We start from the raw sequence: 17,092 nt of genomic DNA, 5'->3' as shown, positions 1-17,092 counted from the left end.
CATCGATGAGAGCCTGGTGCCAAAGCCGACGTTCCCTCCAGGCAACGAGCGTTAGCCGTTGCCCTGGAGGGATCGCTCTTCGCATTTCAGGGACGCTTACTGCGCATTCGTCAATACCTGCCTTTATATACCCATCGCAGATCGGTTTTCGGCATTCTGAGCTCGCTCCGGCTCCGGCTCCGGGTCGGGCAGCGGCGACCGGGGGACGCCGTGAATCCGTCCTTGGAGGCTTGACGACGGCATCCATGCCGTCGACACCCCCGCTGGCCGCCACCCAACCCTCCGCTATGCCATGCCGTCAATTGGCGTGTTATGGGTATAACGCCGCCAGCAGGAGTTGATCGTAGGCGCTAGACGCGTTGGAGCAGGCCGATCAGAGGCCGATAGGCTGAGATTCAGAATGCGAGGACGCGCGCAGCCCTAGCCTAAGGACGGCTCTGTCCAGCTGCTGAGCTCACGTAAGACGCTGGTAGCGTAGCTGCCAGCCGGTAGCGTAAAGCCCAAGACGGCATCCGTTGACCCAATGCGCTCGAACTCCAGGTCTTCGATATCCAGCCGCAGCGCGCGTCGCTCCTGCTTGAGGCCGGCCGCTTTCAAGCCTGCAACCCAGTCCGGGTAATCGGCAGCGACCCCCTCCTCTAGCGCACGCACCTCGCTCTCGGTCAGCGGCTCACCGTCGCCGAAGAGCGGGCCGGTAGGGCTCAGATCGCCAGAGCGCAGCCGCTCCGCGATACGTTCATCGATGCCATCGACGAGGAAGTGCGAGTGGCTGCCACGCAGCTGCAAGCGATCGCCGATCAAGGCCGTCTTCCACCAGTCCTCACGCTCGACCCGGCGCGCCAGCAGCTCGTTGAACAGCTGCGAGCGAACTGCCGACAGCCAGAGTCCACGCTGCTGTCGGCTCGCCCGCGGTGCAACGCCGGCAAAGAGCGCCTGCGCCCTGACCAGATTGGCCGCGTCGCGGCCAAAACGCTGAGGGCCGAAATAGTTGGGTACCCCAATCGCGGCAAGGGTCTCAAGCTTTACTGCCGCGGCATCGAGATCGCCCTGGATCTCGCGCAGCCGGATGCGGAATTGATTGCCGGCCAGGGAGCCGCGCTTGAGCTTGCGCCGATGCCGATGCTGCTCCAAGACGTCGATGCCGTCTTCGGCGAGCAGCCGCCAGCGCGGCTCAGGCGCCGAGCTCAGATAGACCGAGAACCATTGCGTGGTGACGGCGTGCCGGTCCTTGAGTCCGGCGTAGCCAATGGCCTTGATCGAGACACCCGCCAAGGAGGCGATGCGCCGTGCAACCCACTCGGTATTGGCAGAGGTCTTCCGGATGCGCAGCAGTGCGTGCTCACCGTCGCCGTCAGGACCAAATGCGAGGATCTCGTCGACCATGAAGTCCGCCGGCTGTGTGCGCAGCTGGGCGCTGAGCTGGGGACCGCCGAACGCGTAAGGCAGCTGAGAAAATGAGCGCCAGGGCTTGGTCACCTCAATCACTGGCGTCGGCGCTATACTCACAGCGGTGTCCCAGCCCCAGCGTCAGTCCCTGCGCCAATCCCGGCTCCGGTCCCTGCTTCGGTCCGGGCATCGTCGAGCAGGACCACGGCAAAGGCAGCGATCCCTTCGCCCCGGCCCGTGAATCCCATCCGCTCGCTGGTCGTCGCCTTGACGTTCACTCGTGCTGGAGACAGCCCGAGGTCATCCGCAATACAGTCGCGCATCGGGGCGATATAGGGCGCCAGCTTGGGTGCTTGGGCAACGACGGTGAGATCGGCATTCTGGACCCGCAGCGCACGCTCACCGAGCGATTGCATCACCCGTCGCAGCAGCTCGCGGCTGTCGATATCCTTAAATGCGGCGTCGGAATCCGGGAAGTGATGACCGATGTCGCCGAGTCCCGCTGCACCGAGCAGTGCGTCGCAGAGCGCATGCAGCACGACATCGCCGTCTGAATGCGCCTCGAGTCCGAGATCGTGCGCGACCTCAACGCCGCCTAGGATCAGCCGACGGCCCGGTGCAAAACGATGGACATCAATGCCTTGTCCGATCAACACTGATGCACCCTTGTGGGGAGTCTGAGCCCTTCGGTGCCCAAGGGCTGTTGCGGTCTAGGATCTGCCTGCCTCATCGTTGCTCCTGCCGGCGCTGTTGCTCGAGGAAGAATTCGGCCAGCGGAAGGTCCTCCGGCCGAGTGATCTTGATATTATCGGCACGGCCCTCGATCAGCAGCGGGCGCAATCCCAACTGCTCCATCGCACTGGCGTCATCGGTAATGGCCATGCGCTCTGCGCGGCAATAGGCCAAGGCATCGCGGAGTTGTCCGAGCCGAAACGCCTGCGGCGTAAAAGCACGCCAGAGCTGCTGGCGCGGTAATGTGCGCTCGACTCGCGCGCCGAAGGCCTCCTCGGCAGACTTGACCGTGTCGTGCATCGGCACCGCGAGCAAGGCCCCAACCGGCTCGTCGATCAGGGCCGCGAGAAGCCGATCCAGGTCCGCAGTGGTCAAGCAAGGCCGGGCTGCATCATGGACCAGGACCCAGTCGTCTGCAGCCGCTTGGTTGGCCAAGGCCGCAAGCGCATTGGCAACCGAATCAAAGCGTTCGGCGCCACCGGGGACGCGGACGACCGCTGGATGATCAACATAGGCCGTCTCTTGCCACCACTCGTCCCCCGGACTCAAGGCGACGATACAGCCAGCAATCAACGGATGCTCGATGAACACAGCAATGCTGTGCTCGATGACGCGGCGGTCGCCCAATGGCAGATACTGCTTTGGCACCGCGCTGCCGAAGCGGCGACCAGCGCCCGCCGCCGGCAGCACGACCCAATGCTTGGGAGCCGCCTTCATGGCGCCCTCTCCTCGGTTGGCTTCTCAACCACCTGCAAGAAGACCTCGCCCGACTGGATCATACCCAGCTCGCTGCGAGCGCGCTCCTCGATCGCCTCGAGGCCGGTCTTGAGGTCTTCAACCTCAGCCGCAAGCGCATTGTTGCGCGCTTGCAGCTGAGCCAGTTCCGTCTCGGTCTCGGCGATGAGACCGCGCAGCTCGTGCAGCTCGGCCAAGCTGCCCTCGCCGACCCAGAGGCGGTATTGAAGGAGCCCAAGGAGAGCAACCAGGACCCAGACAAGCCAGCGCATCGAGTCATATCCTCCGTCTCAGTCGGCCCCTGGGGCACAGCAACCGTGCTGCTCCCGCCCCAGGCCAGCGCTAGGCGCTTACAGCCGTTGCTTAAAGGCGTTACGGCCGGCAAAGACCGCCGCATCCGCGAGCTGATCCTCGATCCGCATCAGCTGGTTATACTTAGCGACGCGGTCCGTGCGCGAAAGCGAGCCCGTCTTGATCTGACCCGTGGCCGCCGCGACGACCAAGTCGGCGATGGTCGTGTCTTCCGTCTCACCAGATCGATGCGAAACGACCGCTGTATAGCCCGCCTGCTTGGCCATCTGAATCGCCTCGAGGGTCTCGGTCAGTGAGCCGATCTGGTTCACCTTGATCAGGATCGAGTTCGCGATGCCCTTGTCGATGCCTTCCTGCAAGATCTTGGTGTTGGTGACAAAAAGGTCATCACCGACCAGCTGCACCTTGCCGCCAAGCCGCTCGGTGTGGTCTTTCCAACCATCCCAATCACCCTCAGCGAGGCCGTCCTCGATACTGATGATCGGGTACTGACCGACCCACTGGAGCAAGAGATCGGTCATGCCGGCTGCGTCCAGCTCGCGGCCCTCGCCCTTGAGATTGTAGACGCCGTCCTCGTAGAACTCGGAGGCAGCGACATCCATGCCCAAGAAGACATCCTGACCTGCCTTGTAGCCGGCCTTCTCGATCGCCTCGAGAATCACCTCGATCGCCGCCTCATTCGACGCCAGATCCGGAGCAAAGCCACCTTCGTCACCGACGGCGGTTGCCAGCCCACGCCCGTTCAACACGGACTTGAGGGCGTGGAAGACCTCGGCACCCCAGCGGACCGCCTCACGCAAGCTCGGCGCACCAACCGGGAGAATCATGAACTCCTGGAAGTCAACGCTGTTGTCAGCGTGCTCGCCACCGTTGATGATATTCATCATCGGAACCGGTAAGAGATAGTCACCACTGCCGAGGGATTGGTAGAGCGGAACCGCCTTCTCTTGCGCTGCGGCATGGGCAGCGGCCATCGACACGCCGAGGATGGCGTTGGCACCAAGCCGAGCCTTATTCTCGGTTCCGTCCAGGTCGATCATGTGCCGATCCAGCCCTTCCTGATCGGTCACCTCGAGGCCAGCCACGGCATCGCGCAGCTCGCCATTGACGTTGGCACAGGCGGTTAGCACACCTTTGCCAAGGTAGCGTGACTTGTCACCGTCACGCAACTCGAGGGCCTCGCGCGACCCGGTCGAGGCGCCAGACGGGACCGCAGCCCGCCCAAGGGCACCTTCCGCAGTGATGACATCGACCTCAACGGTGGGGTTGCCGCGCGAATCAAGGATCTCGCGGGCACGGACATCGACGATCTCAGACATGGCTCAAACCTCTTTCAAAGCACAAAAAAAGATGTGACAAGCGGATCACCGGCGGATCAAGAGCGCTTCATGAGCGCATCAATGACCGATTGCATCTAGGGGGCCGCTCAGTCGGCGGCTCGTATCGGTGTCGCGACGTCCTCGGTGGTGTGTCAGAGCCTTTGCTCAGGAAAACCCCGCGTCTTGACCACACGATCAAGCTCGATAAGGGTCTCCAATAATTCTTCGATCCGATCCAGGGGCCAGGCGTTGGGTCCATCACTGCGCGCCTGATCGGGATCGGGGTGTGTCTCCATAAACAAGCCGGCAACGCCAGCGGCGACGGCAGCGCGCGCCAGTACCGGCACGAATTCGCGCTGACCGCCCGAACTATGGCCCTGGCCTCCCGGAAGCTGCACCGAATGCGTCGCATCGAAGACCACCGGGCAGCCGCTCTCGCGCATCACCGCCAGCGAGCGCATGTCCGAGACCAGGTTGTTATAACCGAAGCTGACCCCGCGCTCACAGACCATGAGCTGCTGATTTCCGCTCGAGCGCGCCTTCTCGACCACGCGCGCCATGTCCCAAGGGGCCAGAAATTGGCCTTTCTTGATGTTCACTGGCAGCCCCTGCGCCGCCACCGAGACGATAAAGTTGGTCTGGCGGCACAGAAAGGCCGGTGTCTGCAGCACATCAACCACCGCCGCGACCTCAGCCAGTGGCGTATCTTCGTGAACGTCCGTCAGCACGGGCACGCCGATCTGCTCGCGGACCGCCTCGAGCACCTTCAGTCCGGCTTCGAGCCCAAGCCCGCGGAAGCCATCGATCGATGAGCGGTTGGCCTTGTCGAACGAGGATTTATAGATGAATGGCAGGCCCAGCCGAGCGCTGATCTCCTTGAGCTGTCCCGCTGTCTCCTGCGCCAGCGTTTCGCTCTCGATCACGCAGGGGCCAGCGATCAGAAACAATGGCTGCTCGATGCCAACCTCGACGCCACACAGTTGCATCAAACCAGCTCCCGTTGACCTTTGGGACGACGCGGGGAAGCCCTGTCCTCGGACGCAGCGGCTGCCGCTCTTTGGGCATTGGCATCAGCGCCGCCATCTGATCCGATGACCACCGGCTCTTGAGCCCTGCCCTGACGCTTCTGATAAGCCAGCGCTGCCTCGATAAAGCCCCCAAACAGCGGATGCCCATCTCGTGGTGTCGAGGTGAACTCGGGATGAAACTGGCAGCCGACGAACCAGGGATGATCTGGGATCTCGACGATCTCGACCAGCTTCGAATCCAGCGACCAGCCGGAGAATCGCATCCCCGCATCCTTCATCGCATCACAGTAGCGATTATTGAACTCATAGCGGTGCCGATGCCGCTCGCGGACCTGGTGTCTTCCATAGGTCGCGCGCGCCAGACTACCGGGCTCAAGGCGGCAGTTCTGGCCGCCGAGCCGCATGGTACCGCCCTTGTCGGATTCGGCGCTGCGCGTCTCGCGCTTGCCTTGCTCGGTCTGCCACTCGGTGATCAACGCGATCACGGGATGGGGCGTCTCCTGCTGGAACTCGGTGCTATGGGCAGCCTCAAGCTTGGCGACATTGCGCGCATACTCGATGACAGCGACCTGCATGCCAAGGCAGATCCCAAGGTACGGGATGCGCTGCTGACGGGCGTAGCTCACTGCCGCGATCTTGCCCTCGATGCCGCGCTCGCCAAAGCCGCCTGGAACCAGCACCGCGTCGAGCCCGTCGAGGCAGTCTGGCCCCTTCGACTCGATCTCTTCAGCATCGAGGTAGCGAATGTCGATCCGGGTACGGGTCTGCACGCCGGCATGGATCAAGGCCTCGGAGAGTGACTTGTAGGCCTCGGTCAGCCCCATGTACTTGCCGACCATGCCGATGGTGACCCGCTCACGCGGCTGCTCGAGCCCTTCGAGCACGCGCTGCCACTCCGACAGATCAGCCTCCGCGACCTCGAGGCGGAACTGCTGGACCACCAGCGCGTCGAGATCCTGCGCGTGCAACAGCATTGGGATGCGGTAGATGTGGTCGGCATCGATCGCCGAGATCACTGCCCGCTCAGGCACGTTGGTGAACAGCGCGATCTTGCGCCGCTCCTCGTCAGGCAGGTCGCGCTCGGCCCGGCAAAGCAGGATGTCGGGCTGTATACCGATCGAGCGCAGCTCCTTGACCGAGTGCTGGGTGGGCTTGGTCTTGATCTCGCCAGCGGCCGGGATGTAAGGCACCAGCGTCAGATGCATGAACAGCGCGTTCTCGACACCGACCTCGACCCGCATCTGGCGGATCGCCTCGAGAAATGGCAACGACTCGATGTCGCCGACGGTGCCGCCGATCTCGACGATGGCGATATCAGCATCGCCGGCACCGAGTCGGATCGAATCCTTGATCTCGTCGGTGATGTGCGGGATCACCTGCACGGTACGACCGAGGTAGTCACCGCGACGCTCCTTGCGGATCACACTCTCGTAGATCTGTCCGGTGGTGAAGTTGTTGTTGCGCCCCATCCGGGTGCGGAGGAAGCGCTCATAGTGACCGAGATCGAGATCAGTCTCGGCACCATCATCGGTGACATAGACCTCACCATGCTGAAACGGGCTCATGGTGCCCGGATCGACATTGATATAGGGGTCGAGTTTGATCATCGTGACCTTGAGGCCGCGCGCTTCGAGCAACGCAGCCAAGGACGCGGACGCAATACCTTTGCCGAGCGACGAGACAACGCCGCCGGTAACGAAAACAAGCTTGGGCATAACCTGTGCAGGCAGACAACGTGGGTCTGGATAGGATACGCCAACCACGTTAGCAAATTGGTCCCGACCTCACAATTCCGGTCGCAAAAGGCCCGATGCCATGGCCTCGCTCATAGACTTCACAAGCAATGCTTGGTGCACGTATACTCCCCTCCGTTCGTTATCTGCGGACCTCCTTCGCAGCGCGACGCGATGACAACCATCAATGATCGTGCCGGCTGCGTCGGATCGATTCACCACCCTTTCGGAGCATTAGATGAACAAGTTTGCAAAGGTCATGGGTATTGCTGCGATCGCCACTGGCGCCGCTTTCTCGATGAGCGCCGCCCAGGCCTGGTGGGGGCCTGGCTACGGTGGACCTGGCTATGGCAACGGCTGGGGCGACGGCATGGGCGACATGTTCAGCGACATGTTCGGTGACGGCTATGGCGACTTCAACATGAACATGAGCGGCGGTGGTCGCGGCTATGGTCGCGGGCGCGGCTATGGCTACGGGCGCGGCTACGGCGATGGCTACGGCTATGGTCATCCTGGCGGCTACGGCTACCCGGGCTACGGCTATGGTGCACCTTACGGCTACGGCGCCCCACCTGCCTATGGCGCCCCCTACGGCATGCCTTACGGTGCCCCGATGGCCCCGTCGGCACCTTCTTCTGAAGAGCAGAAGTAAGTAGCAGCGAACCGCTGTTACCCCTAAAGCCGCGCCTCGGCGCGGCTTTTTATTTTTTAATACCACCCTCCTCGCGCTCACCGCCCACTGTGGCCGACCCTGCGCACCTTCAACCAGCAATAACATTGCTTAGCGCGCGTGTATGCAAATCAGATTGACGCTTGATGCATGTCAACTTGAGTTGCAGAATAGGGCTAAACCATCCACTGGAATCTTGCTTTGACTCAGCGAAAAGTAATCTCGTTCGACACCATCCGAGTCGCCTGCAAGAACTGCTCGTTGTCGCAGCTCTGTCTGCCGATGGGCCTCGCGCCGGAAGACGTCGAACGTCTCGACTCGATCATCAAGCGGTCCCGTCCCCTGCATCGCGGTGACCACCTGTTCCGTGGTGGCGAGCGCTTCCGCTCCCTCTATGTGGTCAAGACCGGTTCGGTCAAGACCTATGCGCCGAGTGAGGAGGGCGGCGAGCAGGTGCTCGGCTTCCACCTGCCCGGTGAGATCATCGGACTCGACGCGATCGATAAGTCCTGTCACGCCTGCTCGGCCAAGGTGCTCGAGACCTCGGCGATCTGCGAGGTCCCCTTCCAACGCTTCGAGGAGCTAGCAGCCTCGATCCCGTCGCTCCAGCACCAGATGTACCGGTTACTGAGCAAGGAGATCGGCCAAGACGCCGATATGCTCCTCCTACTTGGCAAGAAGAACGCAGAAGAGCGCCTCGCGGCCTTTCTCACGAGCATGTCGAGTCGGCTCAGCAAACGCGGACTATCGCCAACCGATTTCTATCTGAGCATGTCGAGACACGAGATCGGGAGCTATCTCGGGCTCGCAGTCGAAACCGTCAGCCGGCTGTTCACGCGCTTCCAAGAGGATGGTTTGCTGCGGGTCGATCGCAAGCATGTTGAGGTGCTGAACCTTCCCGCGCTCGAAATGATGGCAGGCTCCCCTCCCTCAAGCACCCACAAGCAACGCTCGAACTAATCCTGTCGGCAGGGCAGATCACCGAGCCCGGACTGCAGCCCGGAACTGAAGCTAGGACTCGCGCCGAAACGACGAGATCGGCTGCAGAGCACTGATTCATTAGGGGCTCAAGCCTCGATGGCTTAGGATTTACCGAGCCGGCGAGAGCCAGACGCAGCCGCCATCGCTCGCGACATTGATCGCTTCTAAGCGCCGCTGATGTGCGGTTGTCTCGGCCTCGTTCGCCCGCACCACGCGCAGCGCTGGCCGGTCTTTTCGTACCCGCCTCGCTACGACACCCGTTTGGGCAGGCTCTCCCGAATGATGTGCAATCGACTCCTGACCGAGTGCGAGTGCAACCTGGCCGCCGGTCATCGCGAGATAGACGTCGGCCAGGATCTCCGCATCGAGTAGCGCGCCATGAAGCTCGCGCCGCGCGTTATCGATCTCGTAGCGGCGACAGAGGGCATCGAGGCTATTGCGCTGCCCGGGGTGGCGTTGGCGGGCTAGTGCTAGGGTATCTACGACGGTGCATAGGTCTTCGATGCGAGGGGCGTCTGGACGCCACTGCCTCAGCTCGTGATTCAAGAATCCAACGTCGAACGCGGCGTTATGGATGATCAGCTCGGCACCGCGGAGATAGGCAATCAGCTCCTCGGCGATGTCGGCAAAGCGCGGCTTGTCAGCCAAGAAGGCCGTCGAGATGCCATGCACCGCAACCGCACCGGCGTCGATCTCACGATCCGGTTGCAGATACTGGTGGAAATTGGCCTTCGTCAAACGACGCTCGATCACCTCGACGCAGCCGATCTCGATGATCCGGTGCCCTTCGCTCGGCTCCAGGCCGGTTGTTTCTGTATCGACCACCAACTGTCGCATCATTGGATTCCTGATGAATGCGAGGGTCTAGGCCCGCTTCGGGATACCCAGATTGGCAAGCGCATCGGCTCGCTCGTTCTCGACATGGCCGCTGTGCCCACGCACCCAGCGCCAACTCACCTGATGATCGGCAAGCGCCCGGTCGAGCCGTTGCCAGAGATCCTGGTTCTTGACCGCCCCTCCCTGCTTGGTCTTCCAACCGTTGCGCTTCCAACGCGGCATCCACCGCTCAACGCCGTCTTGGACGTAGCGTGAATCGACGGTCAGGATCACACGACTCTTGCGTTTCAGGGCCTCAAGCGCCTGAATCACCGCCATCAGCTCCATGCGATTGTTCGTGGTCTGTATCTCGCCCCCGAACAGCTCCTTAACATGCTCCCCATAGCGCATCAGCGCTCCCCAACCGCCTGGACCAGGATTGCCCTTGCAGGCCCCATCGGTAAACACCTCGACCGCGCCTGTTGCGCGATGCCCCTGCGTCTGTGTGCCAGACGAATCACTGTCGAGCATGATTGCCCTCACGAACGGTTGGCTTGACCGCGCCTCCCGGCAGGAACGCCGGGCGCCGCTTCCAGCGCGGTTTCATTGGCGTGGAAAGACTCACGCGCTTCACGGCGCGGATCACATAGACACCCCCAAAGATCGGCCACCAACGCGCACCGGCCTCTTCGATCCAATTGAGGCGGCGACTGTAGACCGAGCGCAACGGCGGCCGAAAGACGAGCCACTCACGCATTTCGAGCTGAAAACCGAGCAGGTCGAGCCAGTCGATGAGTCGAGACGAGGTCAACTGATTGCCGCACCAGGGTGGTCCCCGATGACCCAGCAGACCGCGCATCAGTCCCCAGGTGCTCCAGGGATTGAAACCGATGATCAGGATGCGCCCCTCCGGGATCAGCACACGCTCGGCCTCTCGCAGCACACGCTGCGGCTGCAGCGCAACGTCGAGGGTATGCGGTAGCAGCAGCGCATCGACACTGGCCGCGGCCAGCGGCAGCTCGGCCGCTTTCGCGTGCAGCGGTGAGCCGCACCAGCGCTGGCAGTCAGACTCGTTAAGGACCAGGTGAGAGCGGATGCGGCTATGCTCAAACGCGGTGCTGAAGTCGCCGACGCAGCTGATCTGCACCAAGAAGTGGCCAAATGAATTCTCGATCATCCGCTCGACGCATTTGCGCTCGGCGCGCGCAACCTGACGACCAAGCCCTGTATCCAGCCAGGCTGCCAAGGCCTCAAACGTCTGCCCGGCGCTGCTCTCCTGAAGACAGGTTCTCATCGGTCCGCGCGCCATTGGCCCGGCGCGCCGCTGGCAAGGCTCCGGGTTTTCCCGTATATTGGGTCCCTGAGGCGCGACAAAACAAGAACAAAGCGCATCATTCTCAAATCCAGCCGTTGCCAAAACCTGCTATGCAAAGTGCTGCTCGCACCGTTCTGCTCGTCTGCGCCACAACCGGATTCCTGACCCATCTCAGTGGCTGCGCCAGCCATCGACCCAGTGACGATAGCCTCGCTAGTGGTCAGACCTTCTCGGTCTCAGCACGCGAGTATGGCTATGTCCGACCCGCCATCGACGTTCGCGTCGTTGGGCGAGAGGATGGCAGAGCCAAGAGCCGACATCGTTTTACCAGCACGGGTGGCGATCTATGGGATCGAGTCCGTTACGGAGAAGGCCTCGGGGTTGCTCATCATGAGCGAGTCGAGCAGGCGCTGCGAGCGCTCAAGCGCGATCGCGATTATCTCACGGATCTCAGCAAGCGCGCGCAGCCCTATCTGCACCTGATCGTTGAGGAATTGGAGCGCAGCGGCTTGCCCGCCGAGCTTGCATTGCTGCCCGAGGTCGAAAGCCGGTACAACCCGCGAGCGGTCTCGCCTAAGAGCGCGACCGGAATGTGGCAGTTCATGCCTTATACAGGGGTTGAGATGGGCCTCAAGCAGAATAGCTGGTACGACGGACGCAACGACATCCTGGCCTCGACACGAGGCGCCATCGCTTACCTGCGGCAGCTGCATCGCGAGCTTGACGGCGACTGGGCCCTGGCACTCGCGGCCTATAACGCTGGCCCAGGGCGCGTACGCGCCGCGCAGCGGGCCAATGAAGCCGCTGGCAAGCCTGTCGACTTCTGGTCGCTCAACCTCCCGAACGAGACCGAAGCCTATGTGCCCAAGCTGCTCGCGATCGCCAAGCTGGTTCGCGAGCACGATACGCTCGGGCTAACGATGCCGGAGGTCGCCGACCATCCCCGGCTCGAGGTCGTTGAATCGCGGCAGCAGATCGATCTCGCCCAAGCGGCGCAAGCCTGTGGCGTCACGGTCACCCAGCTCAAGCATCTCAATCCTGGACTCAAGCGCGGCAAGACCCTGCCGAGCGGGCCGCATCGGGTGCTGGTGCCCGCTGGCACCGGTGACAGACTGCGGACGGCACTGGCCGAGGCCGGAGCGCTCAAGGCCCCGAGCTTGGCAGGCACGAACAAGCGTTCGGAGACAGCCTTCGATCAGGCGCTCTGAGTTGATCGACTCCCTTATGGAATGCCAAGCAGCTTGTGCAATTGCAGGCTCAAGCGCCACTGTGGATGGCCTTTGCAGTAGGCCAGCGCACGCTGAGTATTGGCATCGCGCTGCGGTCCGTCCATCGGCTGCAGGTAAAAGTGATCGAAATCCAAGTCCGCAAACTGCTCGGGCAGCGCGCCAGACTGGGGAAACACCAGCTTGAGCTCATCGCCAGAGCGAAGCCTCAATGGCGCCCCGGCCTTGGGACTGACACAGAGCCAGTCGATGCCGGCCGGAGCCGGTTGGGTGCCATTGGTCTCGACGGCGACCTCAAACCCGCGCGCATGCAGCGCAGCAATCAAGGCCAGGTCGAGCTGCAGCAGCGGCTCGCCGCCGGTGCAGACGACATAGCGCTGACCCCTGCTCCGCTGCTGCGCGCGCTCCGTGTCCGCAGGCTGATCGGCGAAGCCTCGGCTCACCTCACCGCTGTCGCTCGGCATTGCCCCGAACTCTGCAGCGAAGGTCGATCCAGATCGCGTCTCAGGCTCCAGCTGCGTTTGGCCCAGCCACTGCTGCAGGATATGCTCGGCAAGGGCGTCGGCGCTGGTGAAGCGCCCGCCACCGCGCCCATTGGTGCCGCGAAAATCGGTGTCGCAGAAGTTGCAGACCGCGCTCGCCCGATCCTGTTCGAGACCAGACCAGAGATTGCAGCCGGCGAAGCGGCAAAACACCGCCGCACGGCCGCTGCGCGCGCCTTCGCCCTGCAAGCTGTGAAAGACCTCGTTGACCTGATACACCCTGCCCATCGATCTCCTCGCCAAGCGGAGTCTGCGGCCTCTGCGAATCGCCGTCAGATCCAACAGTCTCTAGAGTGGGAGCACCACAACCTCTTGCCTTGGAGCCGATGCCTGCGAGCACAGGAGCACGCCACAGCCCGGCCGCTCGGTAAGCTCGAGCCGATCCGCCTGCGGCAAGACCTCCGTGACCGCCGCCCGTATCCAGCGCGCAAGCCCAGCCGCGCTCGGCTCGGCCAGCTGCGGCAGCCCATTGAGCTCATAATGATCGAGCTGCTTATAGATAGGCTTGAACAAGGTCTTGACGTCCCCGTAGTCGATGGTCCAACCGAGCACCTCATCGAGGGGGGCGGTCAAATGCAGACGTAGCAGGTAGCTATGTCCGTGCAGACGGCGCCGAGCGTCTTGCGCTGGCGCGTTTCGAAGCCGCAACGCCCCTTCGAAGCGGAGCTCTTTCCAGATGCGGAACTCGCAGCCATCATAATGGCAGCCGGCGCTCGAGGTCTCGTAGACACTCACAACGGACAGTTCGGGCAATGATGGCTTGACCCGCTGCCAGATCCAAGCCGCAAGGAGCTCGCTGGTCGGATTCTCGAGCCCAGGAAGGTCATTGAGACAGCCATGGTCGAGCTCGGCATGAAGCGGCGACCAGATCGCGCTCAGCCGATCGTAATCGATGCCTCTGCCTAGGGCGCCAGCGTCAACCAGGCCATCGGACTGCAGGCCCAGGGGCTGCTTGGCATGCAGGATCACCTCGAAGCCATGCCCATGCATGCGGCCACACTGATGGTCGGGAGGAACGTTCACCAGTTGATGGGCCGCCTCGAATCGGAACCGCCGCCAGACCTGTGCAGTGCACGCTCGCCCCCTCGCAGCAGCGCTCAGCTCAGCGTCATCGCTCGACAGCGCTGGGACACTGAGCTCGACGCCCTGCTCGCTCGTGCTCTGGACCCCAACCTGGACGATACCGGGCACAGGGTCGCCGAGCTCGAGCTGCCTCCGCACCCAGAGGGCTAGATTCTCGTCGGAAGGAACCGCGAGCTGTTCATTGAGATCGCGATAATCGAGCCCTTCGACCGCGCCTCGCAGGGCCACATCCAGGGCGTCGGTCTCTGCGCCATCAAAACCGCCCCAGGCCGGCGGCAGTTCGGCGAGTAGACGCGCCTTAAAGCCATGCCCATGCAAACGCGCACTGGGATGTCCAGGCGGCAGCGCAGCCAACCGGCGAGCCGCCTCGAAGCTCGCTGCGGCCTTATGGAATAGACGCTCAGTCATCAGTACGGCTCGGCAAAGCGCTGCAGCAGCGGGTCCTGGAGGCCGGCCTCGGCAAAGCCCCGAGCGCGCAGCAGGCAGGAGTCGCAATGGCCACAGGGGCGACCCTGGTCGTCTGGATCATAGCAGCTGCTGGTGAGCCCATAATCGACCCCAAGTGCGGTGCCCTGTTGAATGATCTCAGCCTTGGTCAGGTTGATCAGAGGCGCGTTGATGCGCAGCTGCTGACGCCCCTCAACCCCGGCCGCAGTCGCCAGGTTGGCCATATGCTCAAAGGCGGCGATGAACTCGGGGCGGCAGTCTGGATAGCCGGAGTAGTCGAGGGCGTTGACACCAATGTAGAGGTCGCTCGCCTCAAGCACCTCGGCCCAGGCCAAGGCAAAGGAGAGGAAGAGCGTGTTGCGCGCTGGCACATAGGTCACCGGGATGCCCCCTGCGGCCATCGCGTCGGTATCCCGATCCTTGGGCACCTCGATATCAGCCGTCAGTGCCGAGCCGCCGAGACGCCGCAGATCGATGTCGGCGATCAGATGCTCGGCCGCTCCCAGAGCAGCGGCAACCGACGCCGCCGCCTCCAGCTCGATCTGATGCCGTTGTCCATAGCGAAACGAGAGCGCGTACGCATCAAATCCAGCATCGCGACAGATGGCAAGCGCCGTCGCCGAATCCAATCCGCCGCTCAACAACACCACGGCGTTCGCCATCCTGTTACCTCCGGTCTATCGTCGCCCCAGCGGCCAGCTGGGGCCAGTCTTGGACAGTTTACGTCGGTTACCCGAGCACTGCGTTGATCTTAACGGTTTGCCGCGGTTGGATCGGTCTGCCCAGATCGCGTTCCGCGCCAGCGGTCCGGCCCAGAATGAGCGATACTGGAACCTATCTTTCAGCGCCCGGCCAAGCCTCCGTGATCACATCCGCATCGACCAAACTGCTGGCCCATCCCCTGCCTGGCCGATGGTCAAGAAGGCTGCGTGTGCCAGCGATTTGGTGGCTCGGCCTGTTGCTTCTGAGCATGGCGCTCCCAGCCGCTGCACGAGACCTGATGCTTGAGCCGGTGCGCATCGCGACATCGATCAATCTCAGCGACCTGCCGACCCTGGTGGCCGAGGAGCGAGGCCTATTCGCCCAACATGGCCTAGACGCCGAGATCAGTGTCGACGATTCAGGCGAGCGCAAGCTCGAGCGCCTTCGGGATGGTCAGGTTGATTTCGCCTTGATGACCCTGACCCCTCTGGTCATTGACCATCTATTCGACAGCTCCCCTGGGGGTCCTGAAGACCCTGTGATCCTAGCCGGACTGATCCACTCCACCAATATCAACCAGGTCGTCTTCCTGCGCGAGCGCGCGATCGACGAACCAAGCGATCTGCATGGACGGCAGGTTGCGCTGCCAACCAGCACCAACGCCGAGTTTCTCTGGTGGCTGTTCAGTACGCTGCAAGAGCTGTCCCCAGACATCCGACTGCTCCGTCAGTACTCGGACACCGAGGTCCAAGCGCTTCTCACCGACGGCGCCATCGATGCCGCCGTGATCCAGGAGCCCTGGATCACAAAGCTTCGCGCTCGGCTCGGAGATGACCTTGGCCAGTTTCCAGTCAGCCCGTTCTACTCAGCGAAATGGGTCCTGGTGACCTCAAGACGCACGGCGCTTGAAGATCGCGAGCGCTGCGCGGCAATGCTCGCAACCTATCGAGACGCCATCGAGCTGCTCAGCCAGCAAGAACGCGACCTACTCGCCCTCTACGCGGAGCACTTCGGTCTACCGTTAGCCGCCCTAGACCAGGACTGGCAGCGACAGTCGCTCGATTATGATCTGGGTATCGACTGGTCACTGATCGCGGCACTGCAGCAACAGGCCTACTGGGCAACGGCGTATCACCAAAGGGTCTCCAGCTCGATCATCGATGTGATTGCTCTGATCGATGATTCGATCCTGCGCGCTCTGCGGCCAGGAGCCGTGAGCATACCGCCGCCGGCGCCCCAGAGCCCATGAAGCTCCTGCATCTTTCGATCGCCAGCATCATCGTCTCTGGTATCGGGCTGCTGCTCCTGCTTGGGATCACCTTGCAGAGCCATACCAGGCTCGAAGCCGCCAAGACCGAGCTCAATGAGCTGTTCGAGCTGCGCCATCGCATCGATCATCTATCGGTGGCGACCGATAGCCTGTTGCTCTTCGGCGCTGGACCTGAACTCTGGCGACGTCTTCAAGCCGAGGCTGAGGATATCCAACGACGCCTGCGACAGCAGGGCGAGAAACATCCCGAGGCACTCAAGGCCGCGCACCGGGTCCAGGTCTTGCTTGATGCGGTCGCCAATCTGGCAGCGCCAGTGGGCTCGAGCCCCACTCCAGAGGGTTCCCCCGAAAGCGGGCCAGACAGCGCACCAGACCGCACCCCGGCGAGCAGCACCCGAGCGAGCGACCCAGGGTCTAGATCGGCGATCGAGCCACCGCCGATGACCGAGCGCACGCGAATCATCCTCAGCCAGATTGCCAGTCATGGCGTCATGCTCGATATCGCCTTGGACGCCTTGCTGCGCGAGCGTCGACAGGCAATCGCGCAAGAAGCGAATCAGATCGCGATCAGGCTCGCCGGCTCAGCCATCCTGTTTGGTCTGCTCTGCATCAGCGCATTCGGTCTGATCTATCGACGCGTCGCAGCCCCTGTGCGCTCGCTCACACAGACCCTGGAGCATCTCTACCAGGGCGATCTCGATGCCCGTGCCGTGGTTAAGGGTCGGGACGAGCTGGCACTGCTTGCAGCAATTCCCGCTGTTCCCCATCCGTTCGCGCGCCCGCCGTTTGGGCGAG

At 62.7% G+C, this 17,092-nt stretch carries 18 protein-coding genes; 5 read left to right on the top strand and 13 right to left on the bottom strand.

The annotated features are described in order from the left end of the window. Positions 1 to 420 precede the first annotated feature (420 nt). The 7 genes from truD to ACY693_RS04420 form a co-directional block, all read right to left on the bottom strand. Positions 421 to 1,506 (bottom strand): tRNA pseudouridine(13) synthase TruD, encoded by a 1,086-nt coding sequence (gene truD, locus ACY693_RS04450; protein ID WP_462320627.1) that lies wholly within the window; start codon positions 1,504 to 1,506, stop codon positions 421 to 423. Next, complete coding sequence (gene ispF / locus ACY693_RS04445) at positions 1,503 to 2,042, bottom strand: 2-C-methyl-D-erythritol 2,4-cyclodiphosphate synthase (RefSeq protein ID WP_462320626.1); 540 nt, start codon at positions 2,040 to 2,042, stop codon at positions 1,503 to 1,505. Before ispF ends, truD begins: the two co-directional genes overlap by 4 nt. Positions 2,043 to 2,112: 70 nt before the next feature. Continuing rightward, positions 2,113 to 2,835, bottom strand: a complete 723-nt coding sequence (ispD, locus tag ACY693_RS04440; protein WP_462320625.1) for a 2-C-methyl-D-erythritol 4-phosphate cytidylyltransferase — start codon at positions 2,833 to 2,835, stop codon at positions 2,113 to 2,115. Further along, entirely contained in the window at positions 2,832 to 3,125 is a 294-nt protein-coding gene (gene ftsB / locus ACY693_RS04435) for a cell division protein FtsB (RefSeq protein ID WP_462320624.1), read from the bottom strand. The genes ispD and ftsB overlap by 4 nt, the downstream gene beginning before the upstream one ends. A gap of 78 nt (positions 3,126 to 3,203) precedes the next feature. Beyond that, complete coding sequence (gene eno, locus ACY693_RS04430) at positions 3,204 to 4,484, bottom strand: phosphopyruvate hydratase (protein WP_462320623.1); 1,281 nt, start codon at positions 4,482 to 4,484, stop codon at positions 3,204 to 3,206. A 152-nt stretch (positions 4,485 to 4,636) separates the two neighbouring features. Then, on the bottom strand, positions 4,637 to 5,470 hold the full coding sequence (gene kdsA, locus ACY693_RS04425) for a 3-deoxy-8-phosphooctulonate synthase (protein WP_462320622.1): 834 nt from the start codon (positions 5,468 to 5,470) through the stop codon (positions 4,637 to 4,639). After that, entirely contained in the window at positions 5,470 to 7,227 is a 1,758-nt protein-coding gene (locus ACY693_RS04420) for a CTP synthase (RefSeq protein WP_462320621.1), read from the bottom strand. Before ACY693_RS04420 ends, kdsA begins: the two co-directional genes overlap by 1 nt. 256 nt (positions 7,228 to 7,483) lie before the next feature. Here ACY693_RS04420 and ACY693_RS04415 point away from each other — a divergent pair, with 256 nt between their 5' ends. Beyond that, positions 7,484 to 7,897 (top strand): sulfur globule family protein, encoded by a 414-nt coding sequence (locus tag ACY693_RS04415; RefSeq protein ID WP_462320620.1) that lies wholly within the window; start codon positions 7,484 to 7,486, stop codon positions 7,895 to 7,897. Positions 7,898 to 8,116: 219 nt separating this feature from the next. After that, positions 8,117 to 8,875 (top strand): fumarate/nitrate reduction transcriptional regulator Fnr, encoded by a 759-nt coding sequence (gene fnr / locus ACY693_RS04410; protein WP_462320619.1) that lies wholly within the window; start codon positions 8,117 to 8,119, stop codon positions 8,873 to 8,875. Positions 8,876 to 9,004: 129 nt separating this feature from the next. Here the strand turns inward: fnr and dnaQ are convergent, their stop codons facing one another. From dnaQ to ACY693_RS04395, 3 genes are read right to left on the bottom strand one after another with little or no spacing between them, the layout of a single operon-like run. Continuing rightward, positions 9,005 to 9,733 carry a DNA polymerase III subunit epsilon gene (gene dnaQ / locus ACY693_RS04405; RefSeq protein ID WP_462320618.1) on the bottom strand — a complete coding sequence of 243 codons (729 nt, stop codon included), beginning with the start codon at positions 9,731 to 9,733 and terminating at the stop codon, positions 9,005 to 9,007. A 27-nt stretch (positions 9,734 to 9,760) separates the two neighbouring features. Then, positions 9,761 to 10,243 (bottom strand): ribonuclease HI, encoded by a 483-nt coding sequence (rnhA, locus tag ACY693_RS04400; RefSeq protein ID WP_462320617.1) that lies wholly within the window; start codon positions 10,241 to 10,243, stop codon positions 9,761 to 9,763. Next, the gene (locus tag ACY693_RS04395) at positions 10,230 to 11,006 is read right to left on the bottom strand and encodes a class I SAM-dependent methyltransferase (protein WP_462320616.1); all 777 of its coding nucleotides are present in this window, start codon (positions 11,004 to 11,006) and stop codon (positions 10,230 to 10,232) included. Before ACY693_RS04395 ends, rnhA begins: the two co-directional genes overlap by 14 nt. 131 nt (positions 11,007 to 11,137) lie before the next feature. Between ACY693_RS04395 and ACY693_RS04390 the strand changes: the two genes are divergently transcribed. Continuing rightward, positions 11,138 to 12,235, top strand: coding sequence for a transglycosylase SLT domain-containing protein (locus tag ACY693_RS04390; RefSeq protein ID WP_462320615.1), 1,098 nt, complete (start codon positions 11,138 to 11,140; stop codon positions 12,233 to 12,235). A gap of 14 nt (positions 12,236 to 12,249) precedes the next feature. On the opposite strand, the gene ACY693_RS04385 is transcribed toward ACY693_RS04390, so the two are convergent. The 3 genes from ACY693_RS04385 to queC are packed head-to-tail and all read right to left on the bottom strand — an operon-like array spanning position 12,250 to position 14,987. Beyond that, the gene (locus ACY693_RS04385; protein WP_462320614.1) at positions 12,250 to 13,023 is read right to left on the bottom strand and encodes a radical SAM family protein; all 774 of its coding nucleotides are present in this window, start codon (positions 13,021 to 13,023) and stop codon (positions 12,250 to 12,252) included. Positions 13,024 to 13,083: 60 nt separating this feature from the next. Further along, positions 13,084 to 14,286, bottom strand: coding sequence for a 6-carboxytetrahydropterin synthase (locus ACY693_RS04380; protein WP_462320613.1), 1,203 nt, complete (start codon positions 14,284 to 14,286; stop codon positions 13,084 to 13,086). Continuing rightward, positions 14,286 to 14,987: a 7-cyano-7-deazaguanine synthase QueC gene (gene queC, locus ACY693_RS04375; protein ID WP_462320612.1), complete on the bottom strand. Its 702-nt coding sequence runs from the start codon at positions 14,985 to 14,987 to the stop codon at positions 14,286 to 14,288. The genes ACY693_RS04380 and queC overlap by 1 nt, the downstream gene beginning before the upstream one ends. A 308-nt stretch (positions 14,988 to 15,295) precedes the next feature. Between queC and ACY693_RS04370 the strand changes: the two genes are divergently transcribed. Then, positions 15,296 to 16,276, top strand: coding sequence for an ABC transporter substrate-binding protein (locus ACY693_RS04370; RefSeq protein WP_462320611.1), 981 nt, complete (start codon positions 15,296 to 15,298; stop codon positions 16,274 to 16,276). Beyond that, positions 16,273 to 17,092 (top strand): HAMP domain-containing protein (locus ACY693_RS04365; RefSeq protein ID WP_462320610.1); only part of this gene is annotated, 820 nt, incomplete at its 3' end. The genes ACY693_RS04370 and ACY693_RS04365, both read left to right, overlap by 4 nt.

Source organism: Halochromatium sp. (genome assembly GCF_054919635.1).
The sequence above is the reverse complement of the archived record's forward strand: the minus strand, read 5'-3'. Positions and strand labels throughout refer to the sequence as shown.